Origin of the sequence: Streptomyces doebereineriae, from assembly GCF_031845645.1 — a bacterium.
In the GTDB taxonomy this organism is placed as follows: Bacteria; Actinomycetota; Actinomycetes; order Streptomycetales; family Streptomycetaceae; genus Streptomyces; species Streptomyces canus.
On record NZ_JAVREZ010000012.1, the window covers coordinates 63,143 to 81,119 of the forward strand.

19 protein-coding genes and 1 pseudogene are annotated in these 17,977 nt (G+C 67.2%); 8 read left to right on the forward strand and 12 right to left on the reverse strand.

The genetic code is table 11. The features are described from left to right. Nucleotides 1-326: 326 nt before the first annotated feature. Nucleotides 327-569 carry a hypothetical protein gene (locus RNB18_RS30605; RefSeq protein WP_311717366.1) on the reverse strand — a complete coding sequence of 81 codons (243 nt, stop codon included), beginning with the start codon at nucleotides 567-569 and terminating at the stop codon, nucleotides 327-329. Between the two features lie 691 nt (nucleotides 570-1,260). On the opposite strand from RNB18_RS30605, the gene RNB18_RS30610 reads away from it, so the two are divergent. Together RNB18_RS30610 and RNB18_RS30615 are read left to right on the forward strand one after the other, a co-directional pair. After that, nucleotides 1,261-1,974, forward strand: coding sequence for a TetR/AcrR family transcriptional regulator (locus RNB18_RS30610; protein WP_311717367.1), 714 nt, complete (start codon nucleotides 1,261-1,263; stop codon nucleotides 1,972-1,974). Nucleotides 1,975-2,198: 224 nt separating this feature from the next. Continuing rightward, nucleotides 2,199-3,320, forward strand: coding sequence for an IS630 family transposase (locus RNB18_RS30615; RefSeq protein ID WP_311717558.1), 1,122 nt, complete (start codon nucleotides 2,199-2,201; stop codon nucleotides 3,318-3,320). 31 nt (nucleotides 3,321-3,351) lie between these two features. On the opposite strand, the gene RNB18_RS30620 is transcribed toward RNB18_RS30615, so the two are convergent. Continuing rightward, on the reverse strand, nucleotides 3,352-3,780 hold the full coding sequence (locus RNB18_RS30620; protein WP_266529053.1) for a hypothetical protein: 429 nt from the start codon (nucleotides 3,778-3,780) through the stop codon (nucleotides 3,352-3,354). A 95-nt stretch (nucleotides 3,781-3,875) separates the two neighbouring features. Between RNB18_RS30620 and RNB18_RS30625 the strand changes: the two are divergent. Both RNB18_RS30625 and RNB18_RS30630 read left to right on the forward strand, forming a co-directional pair. Next, a pseudogene (locus tag RNB18_RS30625) lies at nucleotides 3,876-4,304 on the forward strand (transposase); the annotation flags it as partial. Between the two features lie 49 nt (nucleotides 4,305-4,353). After that, on the forward strand, nucleotides 4,354-4,665 hold the full coding sequence (locus RNB18_RS30630; RefSeq protein ID WP_311717368.1) for a hypothetical protein: 312 nt from the start codon (nucleotides 4,354-4,356) through the stop codon (nucleotides 4,663-4,665). Nucleotides 4,666-4,741: 76 nt separating this feature from the next. Here the strand turns inward: RNB18_RS30630 and RNB18_RS30635 are convergent, their stop codons facing one another. The 8 genes from RNB18_RS30635 to RNB18_RS30670 form a co-directional block, all read right to left on the reverse strand. Next, a complete protein-coding gene (locus RNB18_RS30635; protein WP_311717369.1) occupies nucleotides 4,742-4,882 on the reverse strand; it encodes a hypothetical protein in 141 nt (46 codons plus the stop codon). Between the two features lie 138 nt (nucleotides 4,883-5,020). After that, nucleotides 5,021-5,422: a hypothetical protein gene (locus tag RNB18_RS30640; protein ID WP_311717370.1), complete on the reverse strand. Its 402-nt coding sequence runs from the start codon at nucleotides 5,420-5,422 to the stop codon at nucleotides 5,021-5,023. 88 nt (nucleotides 5,423-5,510) lie between these two features. Next, nucleotides 5,511-6,329, reverse strand: coding sequence for a phosphotransferase (locus RNB18_RS30645; RefSeq protein ID WP_311717371.1), 819 nt, complete (start codon nucleotides 6,327-6,329; stop codon nucleotides 5,511-5,513). Between the two features lie 83 nt (nucleotides 6,330-6,412). Beyond that, the gene (locus tag RNB18_RS30650) at nucleotides 6,413-6,889 is read right to left on the reverse strand and encodes a glycine-rich domain-containing protein (RefSeq protein WP_311717372.1); all 477 of its coding nucleotides are present in this window, start codon (nucleotides 6,887-6,889) and stop codon (nucleotides 6,413-6,415) included. 153 nt (nucleotides 6,890-7,042) lie between these two features. Continuing rightward, complete coding sequence (locus RNB18_RS30655) at nucleotides 7,043-8,332, reverse strand: glutamine synthetase family protein (protein ID WP_311717373.1); 1,290 nt, start codon at nucleotides 8,330-8,332, stop codon at nucleotides 7,043-7,045. Nucleotides 8,333-8,402: 70 nt separating this feature from the next. Next, complete coding sequence (locus tag RNB18_RS30660) at nucleotides 8,403-9,896, reverse strand: amino acid permease (protein ID WP_311717374.1); 1,494 nt, start codon at nucleotides 9,894-9,896, stop codon at nucleotides 8,403-8,405. A gap of 112 nt (nucleotides 9,897-10,008) precedes the next feature. After that, entirely contained in the window at nucleotides 10,009-11,010 is a 1,002-nt protein-coding gene (locus tag RNB18_RS30665) for a hypothetical protein (RefSeq protein ID WP_311717376.1), read from the reverse strand. A 142-nt stretch (nucleotides 11,011-11,152) separates the two neighbouring features. Further along, complete coding sequence (locus tag RNB18_RS30670) at nucleotides 11,153-11,650, reverse strand: ATP-binding protein (protein WP_311717377.1); 498 nt, start codon at nucleotides 11,648-11,650, stop codon at nucleotides 11,153-11,155. 265 nt (nucleotides 11,651-11,915) lie between these two features. Here RNB18_RS30670 and RNB18_RS30675 point away from each other — a divergent pair, with 265 nt between their 5' ends. Together RNB18_RS30675 and RNB18_RS30680 are read left to right on the forward strand one after the other, a co-directional pair. Beyond that, the gene (locus RNB18_RS30675; RefSeq protein WP_311717378.1) at nucleotides 11,916-13,244 is read left to right on the forward strand and encodes a hypothetical protein; all 1,329 of its coding nucleotides are present in this window, start codon (nucleotides 11,916-11,918) and stop codon (nucleotides 13,242-13,244) included. Between the two features lie 10 nt (nucleotides 13,245-13,254). After that, nucleotides 13,255-13,815 (forward strand): GNAT family N-acetyltransferase, encoded by a 561-nt coding sequence (locus RNB18_RS30680; RefSeq protein ID WP_311717379.1) that lies wholly within the window; start codon nucleotides 13,255-13,257, stop codon nucleotides 13,813-13,815. Between the two features lie 31 nt (nucleotides 13,816-13,846). On the opposite strand, the gene RNB18_RS30685 is transcribed toward RNB18_RS30680, so the two are convergent. Together RNB18_RS30685 and RNB18_RS30690 are read right to left on the reverse strand one after the other, a co-directional pair. Further along, a complete protein-coding gene (locus RNB18_RS30685) occupies nucleotides 13,847-14,044 on the reverse strand; it encodes a hypothetical protein (RefSeq protein ID WP_311717380.1) in 198 nt (65 codons plus the stop codon). Nucleotides 14,045-14,079: 35 nt separating this feature from the next. Continuing rightward, entirely contained in the window at nucleotides 14,080-14,610 is a 531-nt protein-coding gene (locus RNB18_RS30690) for a hypothetical protein (protein WP_311717381.1), read from the reverse strand. Nucleotides 14,611-15,623: 1,013 nt separating this feature from the next. On the opposite strand from RNB18_RS30690, the gene RNB18_RS30695 reads away from it, so the two are divergent. Both RNB18_RS30695 and RNB18_RS30700 read left to right on the forward strand, forming a co-directional pair. Next, entirely contained in the window at nucleotides 15,624-16,613 is a 990-nt protein-coding gene (locus tag RNB18_RS30695; RefSeq protein ID WP_311717382.1) for an HD domain-containing protein, read from the forward strand. Nucleotides 16,614-16,674: 61 nt separating this feature from the next. After that, on the forward strand, nucleotides 16,675-17,919 hold the full coding sequence (locus RNB18_RS30700; RefSeq protein ID WP_311717384.1) for an IS701 family transposase: 1,245 nt from the start codon (nucleotides 16,675-16,677) through the stop codon (nucleotides 17,917-17,919). The last annotated feature ends 58 nt before the right edge of the window (nucleotides 17,920-17,977 follow it).

Consider the following 17,977-nt stretch of genomic DNA (forward strand, 5'->3'; position numbering starts at 1 on the left):
AATCTCGCCTCGCCCTGCAGGCACCTCCGCTCCCCCCCTGACTATTCGAGTTGCACAACGGAAGAGCTTTCCCCTCCCCCGTTCCGGGATCGGCCGTCTCGGGTCCCTTCGTCGAAGATCGTCAAAGACTTGTGAGCGTGATCTCGTGGCCTTCACAGGGATCGCTTCGACGCCTCTCGCGAACGAACCAGTCGTCCTGAGCGGGCATAGGAGGGAACCGACCGGGAAGGCCCTGCTCGTAGCCGCGGCCAGTGGCCAAACGAGCGCTGGGACTCGCATTCCGCGGTGGGCGACCACTGGGACGACCGCGAAAGCGGTTCGCACGCCTACTGGCTGCTGCTGTCCTCCTTCATCGCGCCACCGCAGACCTCCGTTCGCCAACGCCATCCGCCGCTGTCCAGGACCGGGCGCACAATCACCGAACAGCCGTCCTTGGACACCTGGAGGCGGGCAGCGTCCAGCTCGCGCACGAGTGCACGGTGGAAGTGCTCCGGCAACGGCGGCGTACCGGCACCGGTCATCACCCCGGCCAGGCAGATTGGCGGCTCGGGGCTGTCGACGAGCGCCACCTCGACGCGGGGCCCCTGGCCAGCAGACGCGGGCGGTCACCGACGAGTCGCTGGTGCCGCATATCGTCGGCGTGGATCAACGCGTACACCGTGTCGCGGTTGTCCGCCAGGTTGGTCGCCACCCACACGTCGGCCATATCGATCCTCCTGTCAAACACTGTTCGACTTCCTGATTTCCGCAGACAGCACGCGCAGCGTTCGCGCGTGATCCGCGGCTTGTCCGCCGCAGGGTCCGGCGCTCAGCCGGCCCGGCAAGCGGCCCCCGACCCGGGATGCCGGGGCCCGCCGCCAGCCGGCCAGGCGGTCGCCAGAGCCAGTACCGAGGGCCGGGGCGTGGTACTCCCGCGACAACAGGAAAGGCATGTCCCTGCCAGCCATCCAGATGTGCGGCGCACGGGCCTCGCGGCCGAGGGAGGTCCGGGCCACACACCTCTGGAACTCGTGCGTTCCCCACGACGTCCGCCACCCGCCCGCAAAACAAGGTCGGGCACCTGGTTTGGCTACAGGGACTCAACCATGTGCGGTGCAAGAGAATCAACGTCGGCGTAGTGGGCGCAGTGATGATGCGACTAACCTCATCGCTTACTGTCCGCGCGCAGAAGACCAGCACTCGCCGTGAGTGGTCCTGCGTCGGTCCGGGCCCTTGGGGTCCGGCGCTGGGCAGTAACCGGTTTGTATATCAGGAGGCACGGTGGCACGGCAGCCAGTTCAGGCTCGAGCTCGGGCGAAGTACGACGCGATCTTCAAAGCTGCCGCCGAGTTGTTCGCCGAGCAGGGCTTCGCCCAGACGACCGTTGACCAGATCCTGGAGCGGGCCGGCAGTCTCTCCCGTGGCTCCTTGTACAACCTGTGGAAGGACAAGGACGAGCTTGCCTACACCGTGGTCCAAGAGTCACTGATCATGGATTCGATCACGCCGACCTCTCCCCGTTTGCAGGGCGTCGTCGACGCATCGATCCTCCTGGCGGTGCTGACACCCCACGTCACAGTGATCAAAGCCGCGAACCGGCTGGCCACCGAACAGGGCAAGGCATTCTTCGGATACCTCTGGCGGACCTACACCCCGTTGATTGCCGAGCTGATGACACAGGCCCGAGATCTGGGAGAACTGCAGCCGGGCGTGGAGCCCGCCGACTGGGCAGCGCTGTGGGTCGACGCGTGGGTCGGCCTGGACCTGCGCTTCAGGGAGAATTACGACGAGCTGGCCGTCGCAGTCGACCGGCTCAACCAGCAGATCGTGAACTCCGTCGCCACCCCGGAGACGACGGCAAAACTCCAGGTCTCCATCGGACGCGGCCATGAGTTGATCCACACCTCCCAGCACGCTGACGCCTATTACACCTCCCTCCAGGAGCACTTGAAGGAGAAACGGGGTTCCGCACCCAAGCCCACTGCCGCAGGCTGAACGGCAGGGCGCGAGTGGACGGTCACGATCGACGCTCCCTTCACGCCCCGCGGTGCGTCAGCCCAGCCGGACGGGGACCTTCGTGAACCCATTGGCGATGAAGGAGTGCGGCTGGGGCAGCCATGCGGCATCGACCGCTAGTGCTCTGACCGGGAAGGTTCGCCGGATCGGCGGTTCCAGCGGTTGGATGTCCGGAGACGTGCGATCGGACCGTTGGGGGTGTGGTGGCTGAGCCTGTCCGTGTGCGCAGGTTGACCGACCAGGAGGGGCAGAAGCTGCAGCAGATCGTGCGCCGGGGCAGCACCAGCTCGGTGCGATACCGGCGCGCGATGATGCTCCTGGCCTCGGCTGGCGGAAACCGGGTCCCGGTGATCGCCAAGCTGGTCCAGGCCGACGAGGACACCGTCCGCGACGTGATCCATCGGTTCAACGAGATCGGCCTGGCCTGCCTGGACACTCGCTGGGCGGGAGGCCGTCCCCGCCTGCTCAGTCCTGACGACGAGGACTTCGTCGTCCAGACGGCCACCACCCGCCCGACCAAGCTCGGCCAGCCCTTCACCCGCTGGTCCATCCGCAAACTCGCCGCCTACCTGCGGAAAGTGCACGGCCGTGTGATCCGGGTCGGCCGCGAGGCATTACGGTGCCTGCTCGCCCGCCGCGGCGTCACCTTCCAGCGCACCAAAACCTGGAAGGAGACGCCCGACCCCGAGCGTGACGCCAAGCTGGACCGCATCGAGGAGGTGCTGGAAGGCTTCCCGGACCGCGTGTTCGCGTTCGACGAGTTCGGGCCGCTCGGCATCCGCCCCACCGCCGGAGCCGGCTGGGCTCCCGCCGGTCACCCCGAGCGCCATCCCGCGACCTATCACCGCACACACGGGGTGCGGTACTTCCACGGCTGCTACTCCGTCGGCGACGACCGGCTGTGGGGTGTCAACCGCCGTAAGAAGGGTGCGGTGAACACCCTGGCCGCACTGAGGTCGATCCGGGCCGCGCGCCCGGACGGCGCCCCGATCTATGTCATCCTGGACAATCTGTCCGCCCACAAGGGCGACAAGATCCGTCGCTGGGCGAAGAAGAACCGCGTCGAGCTGTGCTTCACCCCGACCTACGCCTCCTGGGCCAACCCGATCGAAGCCCATTTCGGGCCTCTGCGGCAGTTCACGATCGCCAACTCCCACCACCGTAACCACAGCGTGCAGACCCGGGCCCTGCACGCCTACCTGCGCTGGCGCAACGCCAACGCCCGCCACCCGGGCGTCCTGGCCGCCGAACGCAAGGAACGCGCCCGCATCCGCAGCGAGAAGGGCATCCGCTGGGGCGGACGCTCCCTCGCCGCCGCGGCCTGAACGACCCGGCGAACCCCATGCGCTCACAGCACTAGCCAGCCGAACTGACCAAGGTCTCGAAGCCTGAGCTGTCGCAGTAAGACACTGCACGACCCTCAGCCCCGATGTCGCCGCCGACCGCGTTGACGGTGTCATCGAGGATGTCGGTGCCACCGTGTTCCAGGCCCGCCCGGTCAAGCCTTTTCGAGGCCTCAATGACCGCATGCCCTGCCGATTCGGTGTTGTCGAACTCGGGCGACTGGACACTCTGTCCGTCACCGGCATCGGCGTCTGGCTCGCCGGTTGTCGTGGCGTGCGCCGTGTCCTGCCAGGACCCCAGCTTGGTGCAGTAATCCCGTTGTCGCTCCTTGGCCTGCGCTGGATCGTCCGACGAACAACTGCTCATCAGGACAGCGGCAACGACAACGACCGCTGCTCGCCCGACTGCTCGTGTAATCCCACTGCTGTGCTGCAAGGACATGCCCTCCCCGAAGCTGCCGCCACAGAGTATGGATCACGAAGGTGTCACCTTGCGCCGATCTCCACGCATCATCAGCACTGGATCGGCGAGGAGTTTTTCCTCAGCACCCGGACGCTGAGATCATCCTCAGCTTCCCCGGGCTCGGTATCCAGCTCGGTGCCCGGCTGTTCGCCGAGATCGGAGACGACCGCACCCGCTTCGCCGATGCCCGCGGCCTGAAGGCGTATGCCGGCGCCTCACCCATCACTCGGGCCTCCGGCAAGAAGCCGAGCATCACCCGCCGGTGGGTGAAAAACGACCGTCTCAACCACGCCGGCTACCTCTGGGCCTGTTCGGCCATCACCGCCTCACCAGGCGCCAAGGCCCACTACCGAAGGCGCCGCGACGGCCACGGAGACTGGCACGCCGCCGCCCAGAGGAACCTCTTCAACCGCATGCTCGGACAGCTCTACCACTGCCTCCAGCACCGCAAGCTGTTCCACGAACACACCGCCTTCCCCCTCCAGGTCACCGCCGCAGCCTGACGGCGGACCGCGTCTGCCATGCTGTCCCTCTCGCAGAGACGGGAGACGCGTGACCGAGCCGATCGCCGGATGGATCTGGGGCCGCAACCTGCGTGCCTTCCTCGAGTTGCTGTCCCGCTACGCCGGATACGCCTTGGACGAAACCGACTGGGAAACCATCGAAGCCGGCGTCCAGGACACCGACGACGAAGCACCCGACAGCTGGTACTCGTATCCCCTGGTTGGCACGAACGCGACCTTGAAGGTCACCCTCGCTCAATCCGTCGGCGGCCAGGAAGTGACCGTCAGCGTCACAGGAGCCGAAACACCTGAGCTTCGGCTCCGCACGGACACACTCCTGTCCGCCTTCGCCAGCGTCTGACCACAGGCTTGTTCGACCGGAGCGCACCACGCCCCTGTGCCCCTTGACGGCCTAGACGCCTGAGGTGTCTATGCGGTCACAGCACTAGCCGGGCATCGGGAAACCGTTCCAGCCAGTAGGACACGGCGATGCCCACGTCGCGCCGGGCCGACGGAGCGCCCGGGCACACGTGCGGTCCGCGACCGAGCACGAAACGCCCGAGCGTGCTGGTGGACACGAGGATGAGGGTGGGCGACCGGTTGTCGGCGCGCGGAGGAATCTTGGCTCATTCGGCGCGGTGTACACCTACTGGGCATCAAAAAAGACGGCGGGCCAGACAGCAGCTCCGTCGGGCCCGCCCCACCAGTCCGGCGCATCATGGCAGTGCGAGGGTGCCGGACTCGCTCGGCGGCTCCGGTGGCCTGCTTACGGAGCAAGGGCCCGAGCCCCTCGCCGTCCTCACGAGGAAGCACGGCGAGTCATATGCCGGGCTTACCCCATCCGGCCAGTCGCTGCTGCTTCTGGATGTGCCACGCATGGCCGGGGCGAAGCCGTAGGTGTGCGGGTTGATATCGGCCTCGCGCTGCTGCGTCCACACGCGGGGATGGTCTTGTCTGAGTCCCTTCACGAAGGCCGTGCCCTCGGTGAAGTGCGAGCGGGCAGCGATCTCACTGTTGTGGCCAGCCGACAACATCTCGATGTCCAGCACGGGCCCGGCGAGGGACTCGATCTCTTTGAGCGCGTCGACGGGGACTTCGGTCAGGCGGTGCGTCGGCACGGATGCGCTCCAGGAGGCTTGTAAAGGAGCAGGCGGACGAGGCTCGCTCGATTGGCATCCCCAGGTCGCCGGGGTATTGGATGGGAGTTCAGCGAGTGCGGACGGTTGAGCTGGACTCACGCCACCCTGCCCACTTCCGGGCCGCGTCGGTGAGGATTGCCCGGTGAGGAAGTGGCCGCGTGTGCTCCCACTCCTGCCATGCGGCGAAGATGGTGCGCGCGAAGATGGTGACGGTATCCCCGTCTGCCGCGCTGTAGGCGGGAACCAGTCGCGCGATCTCCTCGCCCTGGGCGGGAGTGTGGCCCGCCGAGATGAGCCGGGGAATGGTGAGGGCCGTGTCAGCCCATGTCGGGGCGGGGCAGGCGAGAGCCCAGTCCAGCAGCAGCAGTTCGCCGCCGAGGGTGACGAGCATGTTGTGCGGTGACATGTCCGTGTGCGCCAGAACCCGCCCTTGCATCCCGGCGGGCACATCGTCGGGTAGGAACCCCGCCCATCGTTCGTGCAGCGGCTTCTTGCGCTTCGTCTCGGGCCAAGCCGCCTCGGACAGGACGGTGAGCGTATCCACCAGTGGCGGGAGATCGTCAGACCCTGGGGCCAGGTTCGGGTAACGGCCCTGCACATACTCGTACCCGTACAGCCGCCATCCGCCAGAGTCGACGTCCCACAACACGCGGGGCGCGCGGGGCGCGATCCGCGTCACCTGCGCCTCGTGCCGGTACACCCAGGCCTGTGGGTCGTCCTCGGGAACACCCTTGACGAATGCTTGGCCCGCTCGCGTGTAGATGGTGCAGGCGAGCCGGGACATGACGCCATGCGGCGCGGTCTCGGCCCGTTCGACCGGGCCCGTGTGGCGCTCCACGGCGGCCCTGGCCGCTGCCGGTAGATCATGCCATTCGATGCGATGCACCCACGGTCTCCTGCGTTGATCGAGGATAGAAGGCCTCCGGCCTTGCCACAGCGTGGCACAGGCCGGAGGGGCGTGCAGAGCCGTTACGAACGGCTCGGGGGATGGTTCGGGCTGTCCGAGCAGTTGGCGTGGCATTGCGAGCATTCCGCGAGATCCAGCGCGGGCCAGAACTCCATGTCGATCTCGTACCCCGCGAGAGTGATCGCGTCCACGGTCCGGGCCCGGAGTGCCTTGCCGCCCCCGTGCTCCTCACGGTCGAGGAAGCCGGGCTGGTGATCGAGGAACCTGCTGAAGTTCTCCTGGCAGAACTCCCGGTAGGCCTTGGTGTGGAGCAGGAATGCGTGCCAGAAGTCGTCCACCAGTGGCGAGGGGCTGAGCGGCCTGCCGCTGTAGTCGCAGGCCGCCAGGAAGGCGAGCATCTGGCCGACCCCGCGGTCCGCCTTCTCCTCGGTCAGTTGAGGGAACTTGTCGCACATGTTGGCGACGAGGGTCTCCCTCATCTCGGAGCTGATCAGGCGGCCCCGCGCGTCTATGAGTGCGCGCTGCTGGGTCTCAGTCACGATTCGTGCCTCCTCGAGTTGGTGGCGCATGGTCTGATCCCTACGCTGCACAGGCGCAGGGTCTGGCCCTCGTTCCCCGACCACCGTCCGATCGGAGAACGAGGATCTTGCCCCTGCCGCCGAGGGGGGAGTTACACCCGGCGGCAGGGAGTCTCAGCGGGTGCCGCGCTGCCGCTCCATGTCCGTGACGTGTGTGCGGTACCAGGCGAGCTCGGCCCGGGCTGCGTGGGCGTAGTGCAGCACGACGTCCTTGCCGAGCAGGCACTGGGCGATGGTGCTGTGCTCGAAGTGCTGGAGCGCCTCGGCGAGATCGGCGTAGAGGGGGACGGAGTTGCGGTCCTGGTAGGCGTCGCCGTCGCAGGCCGGCCGCGGCGACAGTTCCTCCTCGAGGCCGTGGGCCATCGCGGCGAGGTAGGCGGCCAGGGCGAGGTAGGCGTTGGCGTCGGCGCCGGCGAGACGGACCTCCAGGTGGGTGCCGTTGCCGTGGCCGGTGACGCGGATCGCGCAGCCGCGGTGATCGAATCCCCAGCTGTAGCGGGTGGGGGCGAAGGAGTGCGGCTGGTAGCGCTTGTAGGAGTTGGGGGTGGGCGCATACAGCGGGGCCATGTGCGGAAGCGCGGAGAGCAGTCCCGCAACGGCCCGCAGCATCAGCGGCGGCAGCTCTTGTCCCCGGTGGTGGGCGAATCCCGGCTCGTCGCGCTCGGTCCACAGCGACACGTGCAGGTGCAGTCCGCTGCCGACACCGGTCTCGGGGGCGGCCATGAACACGGGGACCATGCTGTGCCGTCCGGCGATGTCGCGGATGAGGTGACGGAAGACCGCGTAGTCGTCGCAGGCTTTCAGCGCCTCACCGTAGGCGAACGTCACCTCGGTCTGGCCGGCTGCGCTTTCCGTTTTGATCGCCTCGTGTACGAGGCCGACGTCGCGCATCCCATCGGCCAAGTGGCGAAAGATGTCGCTGACTTTTGGCGGATGCTGAAGGCCGTAGTCGAGGTTCTCGCCCCACACCGGTGTCCGGCCTGATGGCCCGTCCGTGTAGAGCACGAACTCGCTCTCGACCCCCGCCTTCACCACGTAGCCCAGTTCGTGGAGCCGCTCGATCTGGGTTTCCAGCATGCGGCGGGGCGCCACCTCGACGGGTGTGCCGTCGTCGTGGACCGGCGTACCGAACACCAGGGCGGTACCGGGCCGGTACGGCAGCATCCGCACGTTGTCCAGGTCCGGGGTGACGAGGAAGTCACCGAACCCCTGCTCCCAGCCGGTGAAGTCGAAGCCGTCGAGAGGGGTCATGTCGACGTCGGTCGCCAGGACGTAGGAGCACATCTCCGCCCCGTCGGTCATCCGTTCCAGGAACACCGGGGCGTTGAACGTCTTGCCCAGGAGCCGCCCCTGGAGGTCCGGCACGGCCAGCATGATGTCGGTGACGTCCCTGTCCTGCAGCAAACGCTGAAGCGCCTCTCGGTTCACTGGTCCTGCGGGCCAGGGCGTCGTGGAGTTGGTCTCTGCGTTCATCTCAGAAGCCCTCGCTGATCATGGCTTCGCCGGGCCGGGCGGTGTGGGCGGCGGTGAGCTGGTACTGCTGCTTGCCGCGGGTCAGCCAGGTGGCCCAGGCCAGCAGCAGCGCGGCCAGCAGGGTCACCCCGGCGTAGTTGAAGGACTCCGTGGTGATCGGCGAGGACTGCGGCAGGCAGAACACGAGGGTGATGCCCACGACGTAGACGACCGCGACGTACCCGATGGGCCGTCGCCAGCGGCCCAGGCTCCACGGGCCGGGCCGGTAGTCGCGGCCCTTGCGCAGGGCGAGGAGAACGGGGATGCCGTAGGCCGGCGTCATGCCGACCGCGTTGATCGCGGTGATCGCGCCGTAGGCGGCGGGCGACCACAGGGCCGGCAGGGCAAGCACGAACGGCACGAGGATGACGAACCACACCGCCCTTGTGGGGGTCTTCGTACGGTCGTTGACGATCCGCCAGTTCTGCCAGCCGGGCAGGGCTCGGCTGCGGGAGAAGGCGTAGACCATGCGGCTGGCCGCGGCGACCTCCGCGTTGCCGCAGAACAGCATCGCGACGATGACGACCAGGAGCAGCGCCTTGGCGCCGCTCGCGCCGAGGACGTCGAGGAAGATCTGCGCGGGCGGCACCCCGGTCGCGGAGTTCTGCGTGGCCGTGTAGTCCTGCATGGCGAACAGCAGCCCGGCCAGGAGCACGAACCCGGCCGCCCAGGAGACCCAGATGGCGCGGACGATGCCCTTGGGTGCGGAGGTCTGGGCGTCGTTGGTCTCCTCGGCAACGTGGGCGGAGGCGTCGTAGCCGCAGAACGTGTACCCGGCCAGCAACGAGCCAATGAGAAGCACGTAGAAGGAGCTGGAGAAGCCGGTGTCGTTGTGGAAGTGCGTGAACACGAAGCTCACCGACTGATGCTGGGCCGGAGTGATGGTGAGGGCGCCGACGATGACGGCGACGCCGCCCAGCTGCCACCACACGGATATCGAGTTCAGCACGGTGACCAGGCGCACCCCCGCCGAGTTCAGCAGCCCGTGCACCAGCAGGATGCAACCGAAGATGGTCATGGTGGTGCCGTCCGTGGGGGTGATGCCCCACTGCATCTGCGCGAAGGCTCCGACGAAGGTGGCGGCCCCGTAGTCGATACCGGCGATCGCACCGAGCAGGCCGAGCAAGTTCAGCCACCCGGTCACCCAGCCCCAGCCGGCCCCGCCGAGCTTGTCGGCCATGAAGTACGGGCCGCCGCTGGTGGGGTAGGCAGAGACGACATCGGCCAGGGACAGGCCGACCAGCAGCGTCATGAAGCCGATGACGATCCACGTGCCGAGCATGACCACCGGGCCGCCGTGGCCCAGGCCGAACCCGAACAAGCTCATGCCGCCGGCCAGGATGCAGATGACCGAGAAGCTGATCGCGAAATTACCGAAAACGCCCATCTTTCTGGAGAGCTCGGGTTTGATCCCGAGGGCGGCCAGGACGTCATCGTCGCTGGCTGGTGCAGTCATGGCAGCGCTTCTGTGAGACACCAGAGATCCACTTTCAGGTGAGCAGGGGGAGACGGATGGGCCGGGGGCGCGTTGGCGACCTGGCGGTGCCCGGCTGTTCGCCACGGCGCTGCTATCGCAGGAGAGACGAGCGGATGCGCAGGAATGCGTCGGTCCAGTCCCGGGAGCGGCCGAGGCTGGCGTTGACGTCTTTCCAGGGCTGCGGCATGGCGTAGGGGCCCATCGCCTTGAACACCCACGCGGCCCGCTCGTCCTCTCCGCAGGCCACCAGGGCATGCGCCAGATGGCCCAGATCAAAGATCGACAGCCACGGGTATTCGGTGGCCGGAAGAGGCGCGAACCATTCGTCGTAGGCCCGGCAGGCGAAGTGCCGCACCTGCGCGGTCTGCCAGAACTGCAGCGCTCCGCCCCGGCCGTCGCCGTGCCGCTCCCGGTAGAGGTCCAGCAGCGAGTACACCGGCAGCATGAGCAGATCAGGATTCGACAGCCTGCCGGACACGAGCCAGGCCGAGAACTGCATGGCGGCCGCTGCCCCGCCGCCGCGGTGCAGGAAGTACTCCCGCATGCGGTGATGGCCCTCCCGGTTACCGGGGTGGAGCCAGTTGACCTCGTCCAGCAGCGGCCACGGCCCCCGGTAGTGCATCGCCGGATCGTCCAGCTGATCCCACGGAACCCGGCGCCGCTGCGCATAAGGGTCGAAGTAGTTTGCGTGGTACGGGAGTTGGGCGAGATACAGGCGGCCGATCCACCGCACCGGACACTCCGGCCACAGATGGTCCAGCCTCCGCCACTCCTGCTGCGCCAGGGCCGCGGCGCGCCCCACTACCTCCTGGCGCTCGCTCTTGCGGTAGGCCTCCACTGCCGCCCGGGTCAGGGCCCGCGCCCACATCATGCAGGCATGCGGACTGTCCGGCTCCTCATCCCGCCAGGCCTTGAAGACACCGGCCTCCCCCGCGCCGGCGGCGAGGAGCTGGCTGCGGCTCGTACGTAAGGCCCAGTGCGAACCCGTCCGGGACAACAGGTCACGGGTGGCCGAGTGGCGCCCCAGTTTCAGGTCTTCGAGAGCGTCCCGCAGATCGGAATCGGCGCCGACGGGACTGACGATCAGGGGCATGCCATCGGGGGTTGCTGCTCGCTCTCCACCGCGGGGGAAGGCGGCACGGGTGGCTAACGGATCGGGCATGGAAGGCCTCGTCGTTGAGGGTGGGGGGTAGTAGTGATGCTGGGCCGCGTGCGGCGTCAGGGGCGGGCGGACGCTAGTCCGCCGCGTCCACCGACCAGCGCTCAGGGAGCACGACCTGGACGGTCTTCCCGATGACCTGGCCCTCGGTATCTCGTTTGACCTGCCACGCAAGGCGTCCGCGGTAGTGCTGAACCCAACACAGTCCGGTGGGCTTCCCACCTTCGACCGGCGTGGACGCCGCCTCATCGAACCGGGGGAAGTCGGGGCGGGCGTCGTCGACTTCAACGATCAGGTCGTCGGTCTTCTTCAGGCACATCAGCCGTAACCACACGCGATTGCCGTAGAGCGGTCGACCGTGCCGGACAGCGTTGTCCGTGAGCATGGCGCCGACGCGTGCAGCGGCATCGATGTTTCCGCTCCAGCGGGCTGCGGTGAGGCGTGGACGGATGCGGAGACGGGTATTAGGGCCGATGAACTGCTCGGCCATCATCCAGTCCTCCCACATGAACCTCAGCTCCTCGTTGGGGCTAACGACCTCAAGGAACGTGTGGGACGCGGTGCTCTGGCTCACGGGGACTCCCGGATTGCAGCTGTGCTCGTTCGGACACGCTCTGCTAAGAGCTGGTACGAGCGTGGCAACGCCAAGAGGACGGAGCTAGCCCCAAAGCCGCCGCTAAGTGGCTTCGCAAACTGACGGTCAACCGCTGACCGACCGCTGAAGCTCCGCGGACTTTCTGCGGACTGGTAAGTAGCGTCTGCAGAGGGCAACTTGATGGAGGACGGTTTTTGCCGTCAGCACAGTGACATGCCGGACATGACAGCGAGAGGCGGACACCGTGTTGTTCTTCAGGCTCAGGCTCGAGCAGCTCGGCGTACGCACACCGGAGGGCCTCCTGGCGCTCTATCAGAAGACCGCCAAGAGACTCGGTGACCCCAACGGGGACCCGGCTCTCAAGACTGTGGACGGATGGTTATACCGGGACCGGAAGCCCCAACGGGCGTTCCGGAACGTCGTCGAAGAGATGACTGGGTACCGCATCGAGACCCTGTGGTCCGAGGTGCCCGCTGATGCCGGCCCCGACTACATCCCTCCGTCCGGCAGGTCACTAGACGATTCCCGCGGCGTAGCCGACGCGGGCCTGCTCGAGATGCAAAGGACTGGCGCGATGGCTGTGCAACGCGCGAAGGAATTCCTCATGGGAAAGGACCGTGGAACGGTGGGCGAAGACACCCTTGGCCTGCTCGACGACGAGGTCACCCGCCTCGTCCTCGCATATCCACGCGAACCCCTCTCCGTAATCTGGAACGACCTGCTCGCTACCCAGGAACAGGTCTTCCGTCTCCTCGAGGGCGGTCGGCTGAAGCCATCGCAACTGCGAGACCTGAACTACAAGGGCGCCGTGCTGGCTTTCATGGTCGCCAAGGGCTTCAACGACATGCAGTCCCCCTTCCAGGCGATGACCATGACCCGGGTCGCGCAGGCCTGTGCCCGTGATGCCGAGCACGACGGCCTCATCGCACTGACCGACGGACTCAAGTCGCTCATCTCGTACTGGGCGCACAAGCCCGATGACGCGTACCACTTCGCCAGAAAGGGCGCGGCGCTAACCAGCCCCGACCGCGGCACAGTGGGGCTGTGGCTGCTGGGCCTGCAGGCGCGTGCGGCCGCCGTCCTCGGCGATGCCGAAACAGTCAGCGAGCTCAACCGGCGTGCCACTGAACAGCGCGACCATGTCACCCCCGATGGCCTCGATGCGCTTGGCGGCCTGTTCACCTACTCACCGGCGAAGCAGCTCTACTACACGGTGGAATCCGAGGCGCTCCTTGGCCGCGGAAGTGCGGAACTCGCCACGCAGGCGGAGGCGGCTGTCGCGGCGTTCAGCGACCGCACCTCCCCGGACTGGGCGTTCGGTGATCTCGCCGGCGCACAGTGCGACCTGGCGATCGTCCGCCTGAACGGCGGTGACGCGGACGGAACCGCGGAAGCTCTCCGGCCGGTCCTCGACCTGCCTCATACACACCGCAACAACGGGATCATCGTGTCCGCGATGCGCGTGCGTGAGGCTCTGGCCCAGAGCCCCGCTGTAACCGGCACGACCGCCCGCGACCTGTGCGCGGAGATCGACGTCTTCCCGGTGGACCGGCCCGCACTGACGGCGGGATAGGGTCCGCAGCATGTACCCGGTCAAGTCCTCAAGTCCCCGCCTCGTCCTACGCGAACTCGACCTTGATGACGTGGACGCGGTGCTCGCCATCTACGGCAGTTCGGCGGCGACAGAGCACTTGTCGTTCGAGCCGCGCACGCGGGACGAAGTGGGTGACATCGTCGCCCGGTCCATCGCTTCCGCTACGGCGCAGCCTCGCAGTGAATACGCGCTCGCTGTCGTCGAACGCGCCTCGGACGAGGTGATCGGGTTCGGGCGGCTGGCCCTGGACCCGCACCAGCAGCGCGCGGCCACTCTGGGCTTCGCGCTGCGTCCGGCCTCCTGGGGCCGCGGATACGGCCTCGAGACCGTACGGCTCCTCCTGAGCCTGGGATTCGACGAGCTGGATCTCCACCGCCTGTGGGGCGCGCGCTCACCCCTCAACGAAGCCTCCGCCAAGACGATGCAAGCGGCGGGCATGGTCGAAGAGGGCACCATTAGAGAGCACGTCCTCAAGGCCGGTCAGTGGCGCGACTCGGTAGTGCACGCCATCCTCGATCACGAATGGGTCGAGCGCGTCCCGACCGTGTAGCAGAAAAGGGATCATGTAGTGCCCGCGCCACTCAGGCGTTGTAGCCCTTCTGTCGCACTCCCGGCCCCCACCTGGCTGCGACCTCCGGGAAGCAGGAGCGGCACAGCGGGTTGGCGCCGATGCCGTAGCGCGTCCACTTGGCGTAGCACTTGCAGCACAGGCCCTCTTCGGAGGAGTCCCACACCGGCATCGGGTAGTCCTTCAGTGCTGCCTCTGCGGGTGTGGCCACGGTGCGCGTCCGTTCTGCTCACGGCCAGCAGCCTCTCAGCCAAGGCCGTTGACGGCGGCCTTGTACTCGTCAGCCTGCGACGGGGTCAGATAGTGCGAAACCCGGACGAGGACCGTCCCGCGGACGTAGTCGTACTCGGTGAGCGCAGGCATGCCTTTCACGATGGTCTGGATGTACTTTGCGCGTGCCTTCGCCCCCGCCCCATTCCCGAACACCTCGATGGCGCCACCGCGTTCAACGTCGCCCTTCTCCGTGCCGCTGACATCGGCCGCTGCGATCCGCGAGTCCGAGAAAGTCACCTTCGACGTGTACTGGTTCGGCCGGCCGAGGAGGTGGTTCGGGTCGTTGGCGGCAGTGACGGTGCCGTTCTGCTTTGCCGTCTGCACGCTGGTGGAGATCTTGTCGAACGCGGCGCTCGCTGTCAGCGGCTTACTCGCGGGCGTTGCGTGCTTCGCGGTGTCAGGGCTGGCGGCCGGCTCGCTGGTGTCCGCTTTGCTGTTGCTGCAGGCTGCGAGGGCGGCGAGGAGGAGGGCGGTGGCTGCCGTGCTGGTGAGGGTTCGCTTCATGAACGTGATCATGGCGTCTGCGCGGGCACTTTGGTACGGCTGTGGCTGAGTTGTGATGGGCGTTCGGCGGAGTTCGGGCCAGGCGCGCGAAGGGCCCGCTCCCGGGTCGGTGGCGACGCTGGGAGCGGGCCCGCTGCTGTGCGGCAGGACAGAAGCCGCCGCCGGGGAACGTCGGGCGTTGGTGTCGCGGGCGCTGCTCGTTGCCGTCGCTGAGGTGATCGAGGCGAACGGTGTTAAGAGGGCCGCCGACTCGGCGCGCCGCGCCATCGCCACCGCGGTCGCCACGCCCGCTGCATGACGAAGGCCCCGCCCGGACGGACCAACCCGGAGCGGGGCCTCTTCACATCCGAACTGCCGCCCTACGATCCTGCACGCGGATCATTCGCCATTCCCAAACCGTCAAGCAGCGCCCCCATGAAATCCCGGTTCCCCCGGGTCGGATCATCCTCATCCGTCAACCCCCGGCATACAGCCGGTGTCCCCGGATCGTCCGCCCAACCGCCGGGGTCGAAGTTCCAGTCATCCCACCCCGGGGCCGCCTCGGCGACCGCGGCGCTGCATTGGCGCTTGGTATCGGCCCGGCTGAGCGCGGGTGTCGCGGCGGGCGTGGTGGGCCTGGTGGTTGCCGTGACGGTGACGGTCTTCTTCTCTGGCTCCCCGCCAGACGAGCACCCGGCCAAGGCCAGACAGGCAGCGGCTAGCAGGGAAGCGGTGGTGCGGCGCGCGGCGTCGAGCTCCTCGTACGTCTCCCGCGCCGACTTCTTCGGCAGTCGCGCGATCAGCGCGTCGAGTGACCCGTCTCCGGGATCGTGGCCTGAGGTAAGGCGCTGACCTGGGGTTGGACAGATGTGGTGAGACGCTGGTCTTCGGGGTGTCTCGCTGCTTGTGGCCATCGCAGGCGGGGATGGAAAATCTCACCTGCATGGCCAGGGCCCGCGGATTAAGGTGCCCCGATGAGTAGCCGGAATGATCAAGTCTTAGGGGAAGACCGCGGGGCAGTCGCCGTAGGGTCCGTGCCGACCAATGTGGTGGGCCTGTGCGAGGTGTTCACTGATCCGCTCTGGCGCATCTCCGTCCATCTCACCCCGGTGGAAGTCGACCTACTGCGCAGTGAGCCGCTGCGGCGCCTGCACTTCATAGCGCACGGCGGGGCCTCGACGATCAGCACCCTGCAGTCGTACTCAAGGCTTGAGCACAGCCTGGGGGTCCTGGCCCTGGTCTCGCATTTCCGCCGCGACGACCAGGTGCTGCGGGTCGCGGCGCTGGTGCACGACATCGGCCATCTGCCGCTCAGCCACACTTTCGAAGGCGTCGCCGACCTCAACCACCACGCCATTGGCACCGATCTGCTCCAGGCCGACCCGGTCCGCGCTGTACTCGCAAGGCACGGCATCAGCACTGATGCGGTCGTAACCACACTGGACAAACGGTCCGCCTCCCCGCTGAGCAGTCACTCCAGCCTGCTCAACCTCGACCACCTTGACTCCTACGTCCGCAGCGGGCGGTTTTCTGGGCGGCTCAACGCCGATCCGGCCGTTCTGCTGGATCGGCTCGAAATCAAGGACGCTGCGGTCTCAACCGATCGCGAAACGGCAGGAACGCTTGTCGACCTCGTCTGCGCAGAAGCACGACTGCACACCTCGTGGGACAACGTGGGCCCAGTCTCCGTCGTGCGACGGCTGGTCTGCCGACTGCTCGACGGCGGGGCAGCCGATCCATACCGGCTGGCCCGGATGACTGATCCGCAACTGTGGTCCGCCTTCGACTCTCTCGAAGCCACACGTGCCGAGGGCACCATGCTGCGATACGAACTGCACCGGTTGAAGGTCGTATCTGGTGGAGTTCCCGATGACCCGTCGGCCTGGGACTACGCGCTGCGCAAGATCTACAGCTCTGCCCCGCTGATCGATGGCGAGCGCCTTGAGGTCTCAGCCCCTGAACTGGCCGCCGAACTGGACCATCTCAGACTGCTGCCCACCAGATTTCGCGTCTGGTGGGCCTGAGCGCCGACTAGTACTCCAGCAGCGGTTCGTGTCTTGAGCTGGCGGTTGTCGTTGTCCTGGTATGGAGGGGATGACTGAAGTCGCTTTCTGGGCAGCTGAGTTGGAGTCGGCGTTTACTCGGTTGGCGGGAAGGTTCGCTCGGGCAGATCTGCGGTGGCGGATGCGGGACTACGTCCGCGGTCTGCTGGGGCGTGCGACACGCAAGAACGGCTGGCAACTCGCGGAATGGGCGGGTCACCGCACTCCTGACGGCTTCCAGCGGCTGTTGAACAGCAGCGTCTGGGATGCGGACGCCGTGCGCGACGATGTCCGTGACTACGTAGCTGAACGGCTCGGACCAGGTGGTGTGCTGATTCTGGACGACACCGGGTTCATCAAGAAGGGCACCACCTCGGCCGGGGTCGGCCGCCAGTACACCGGCACTTCGGGAAAGATCGACAACTGTCAGATCGGAGTGTTCGCCGCCTACGCCACCAGCTTGGGCCGGGCTCTGGTGGACCGCGAGCTCTACCTGCCGAAAGCATGGACGTCTGACCGTGACCGCTGCAGGGCGGCGAAAATCCCAGATGAACGAGGCTTCGCGACCAAGGGCGAACTGGCCCGGGACATCGTCCGCCGCTGCATAGCCGCCGGCCTGCCCGCCAGATGGGTCACCGCCGACGAGGCTTACGGGCAGGACTGGCACTTCCGTCGCCTGCTCGAACAGCTCGACGTCGGCTACGTGGTCGCGGTGCCCAAGTCCCAGCAGATCAAATCCCTGGCCGGGATCTGGCGCATCGACCAGCTCATCGAGGAAGCACCCCTTGATGCCTGGCAGCGGCTGTCCTGCGGTGAGGGGGCCAAGGGTCCACGGGTCTACGACTGGGCGGCAGCCAAGCTGCCCACCAACCTGATCTTCGATCCGGATCCGCCGACCCATCACCGCTGGGTGATGGCCCGCCGCAGCCTCTCCGACCCCGGCGAAATCGCCTACTACCTCGCCTACGCACCCATCGGCATCGAGCTTGCCGAACTCGTGCGGGTCGCCGGCTCCCCCTGGGCGATCGAGGAGTGCTTCCAGGCCGCGAAGAACGAGTGCGGCCTGGACGGCCGCTACATCGGCTGGTACCGGCACATCACCCTGTCCATGCTCGCCCACGCCGTCCTGACCGCACTCGCAGCACAAGCCCAGGCCGGCGGCGAGGCAAAGGGGGCTGCAGAAACGGATCACCCCCCGTCCCACTCACCGTGGCAGAGATCCGGCGACTCCTGGACGCTCTCCTGCCCCGCCCACGAGCCGACCGCGATCCCATCATCCACGCACTGAACTGGTCGGCCTGGAGAAGACACCGCCAAGCCATCGCCCGCCGCTGCCACTACCAAAA

Coding starts and splice junctions, on each gene's coding strand:
- RNB18_RS30700 (WP_311717384.1), top strand. CDS start 16,675: ATGGAGGGGATGACTGAAGTCGCTTTCTGGGCAGCTGAGTTGGAGTCG.
- RNB18_RS30680 (WP_311717379.1), top strand. CDS start 13,255: ATGTACCCGGTCAAGTCCTCAAGTCCCCGCCTCGTCCTACGCGAACTC.
- RNB18_RS30660 (WP_311717374.1), bottom strand. CDS start 9,896: ATGACTGCACCAGCCAGCGACGATGACGTCCTGGCCGCCCTCGGGATC.
- RNB18_RS30665 (WP_311717376.1), bottom strand. CDS start 11,010: ATGCCCCTGATCGTCAGTCCCGTCGGCGCCGATTCCGATCTGCGGGAC.
- RNB18_RS30620 (WP_266529053.1), bottom strand. CDS start 3,780: ATGTCCTTGCAGCACAGCAGTGGGATTACACGAGCAGTCGGGCGAGCA.
- RNB18_RS30690 (WP_311717381.1), bottom strand. CDS start 14,610: ATGAAGCGAACCCTCACCAGCACGGCAGCCACCGCCCTCCTCCTCGCC.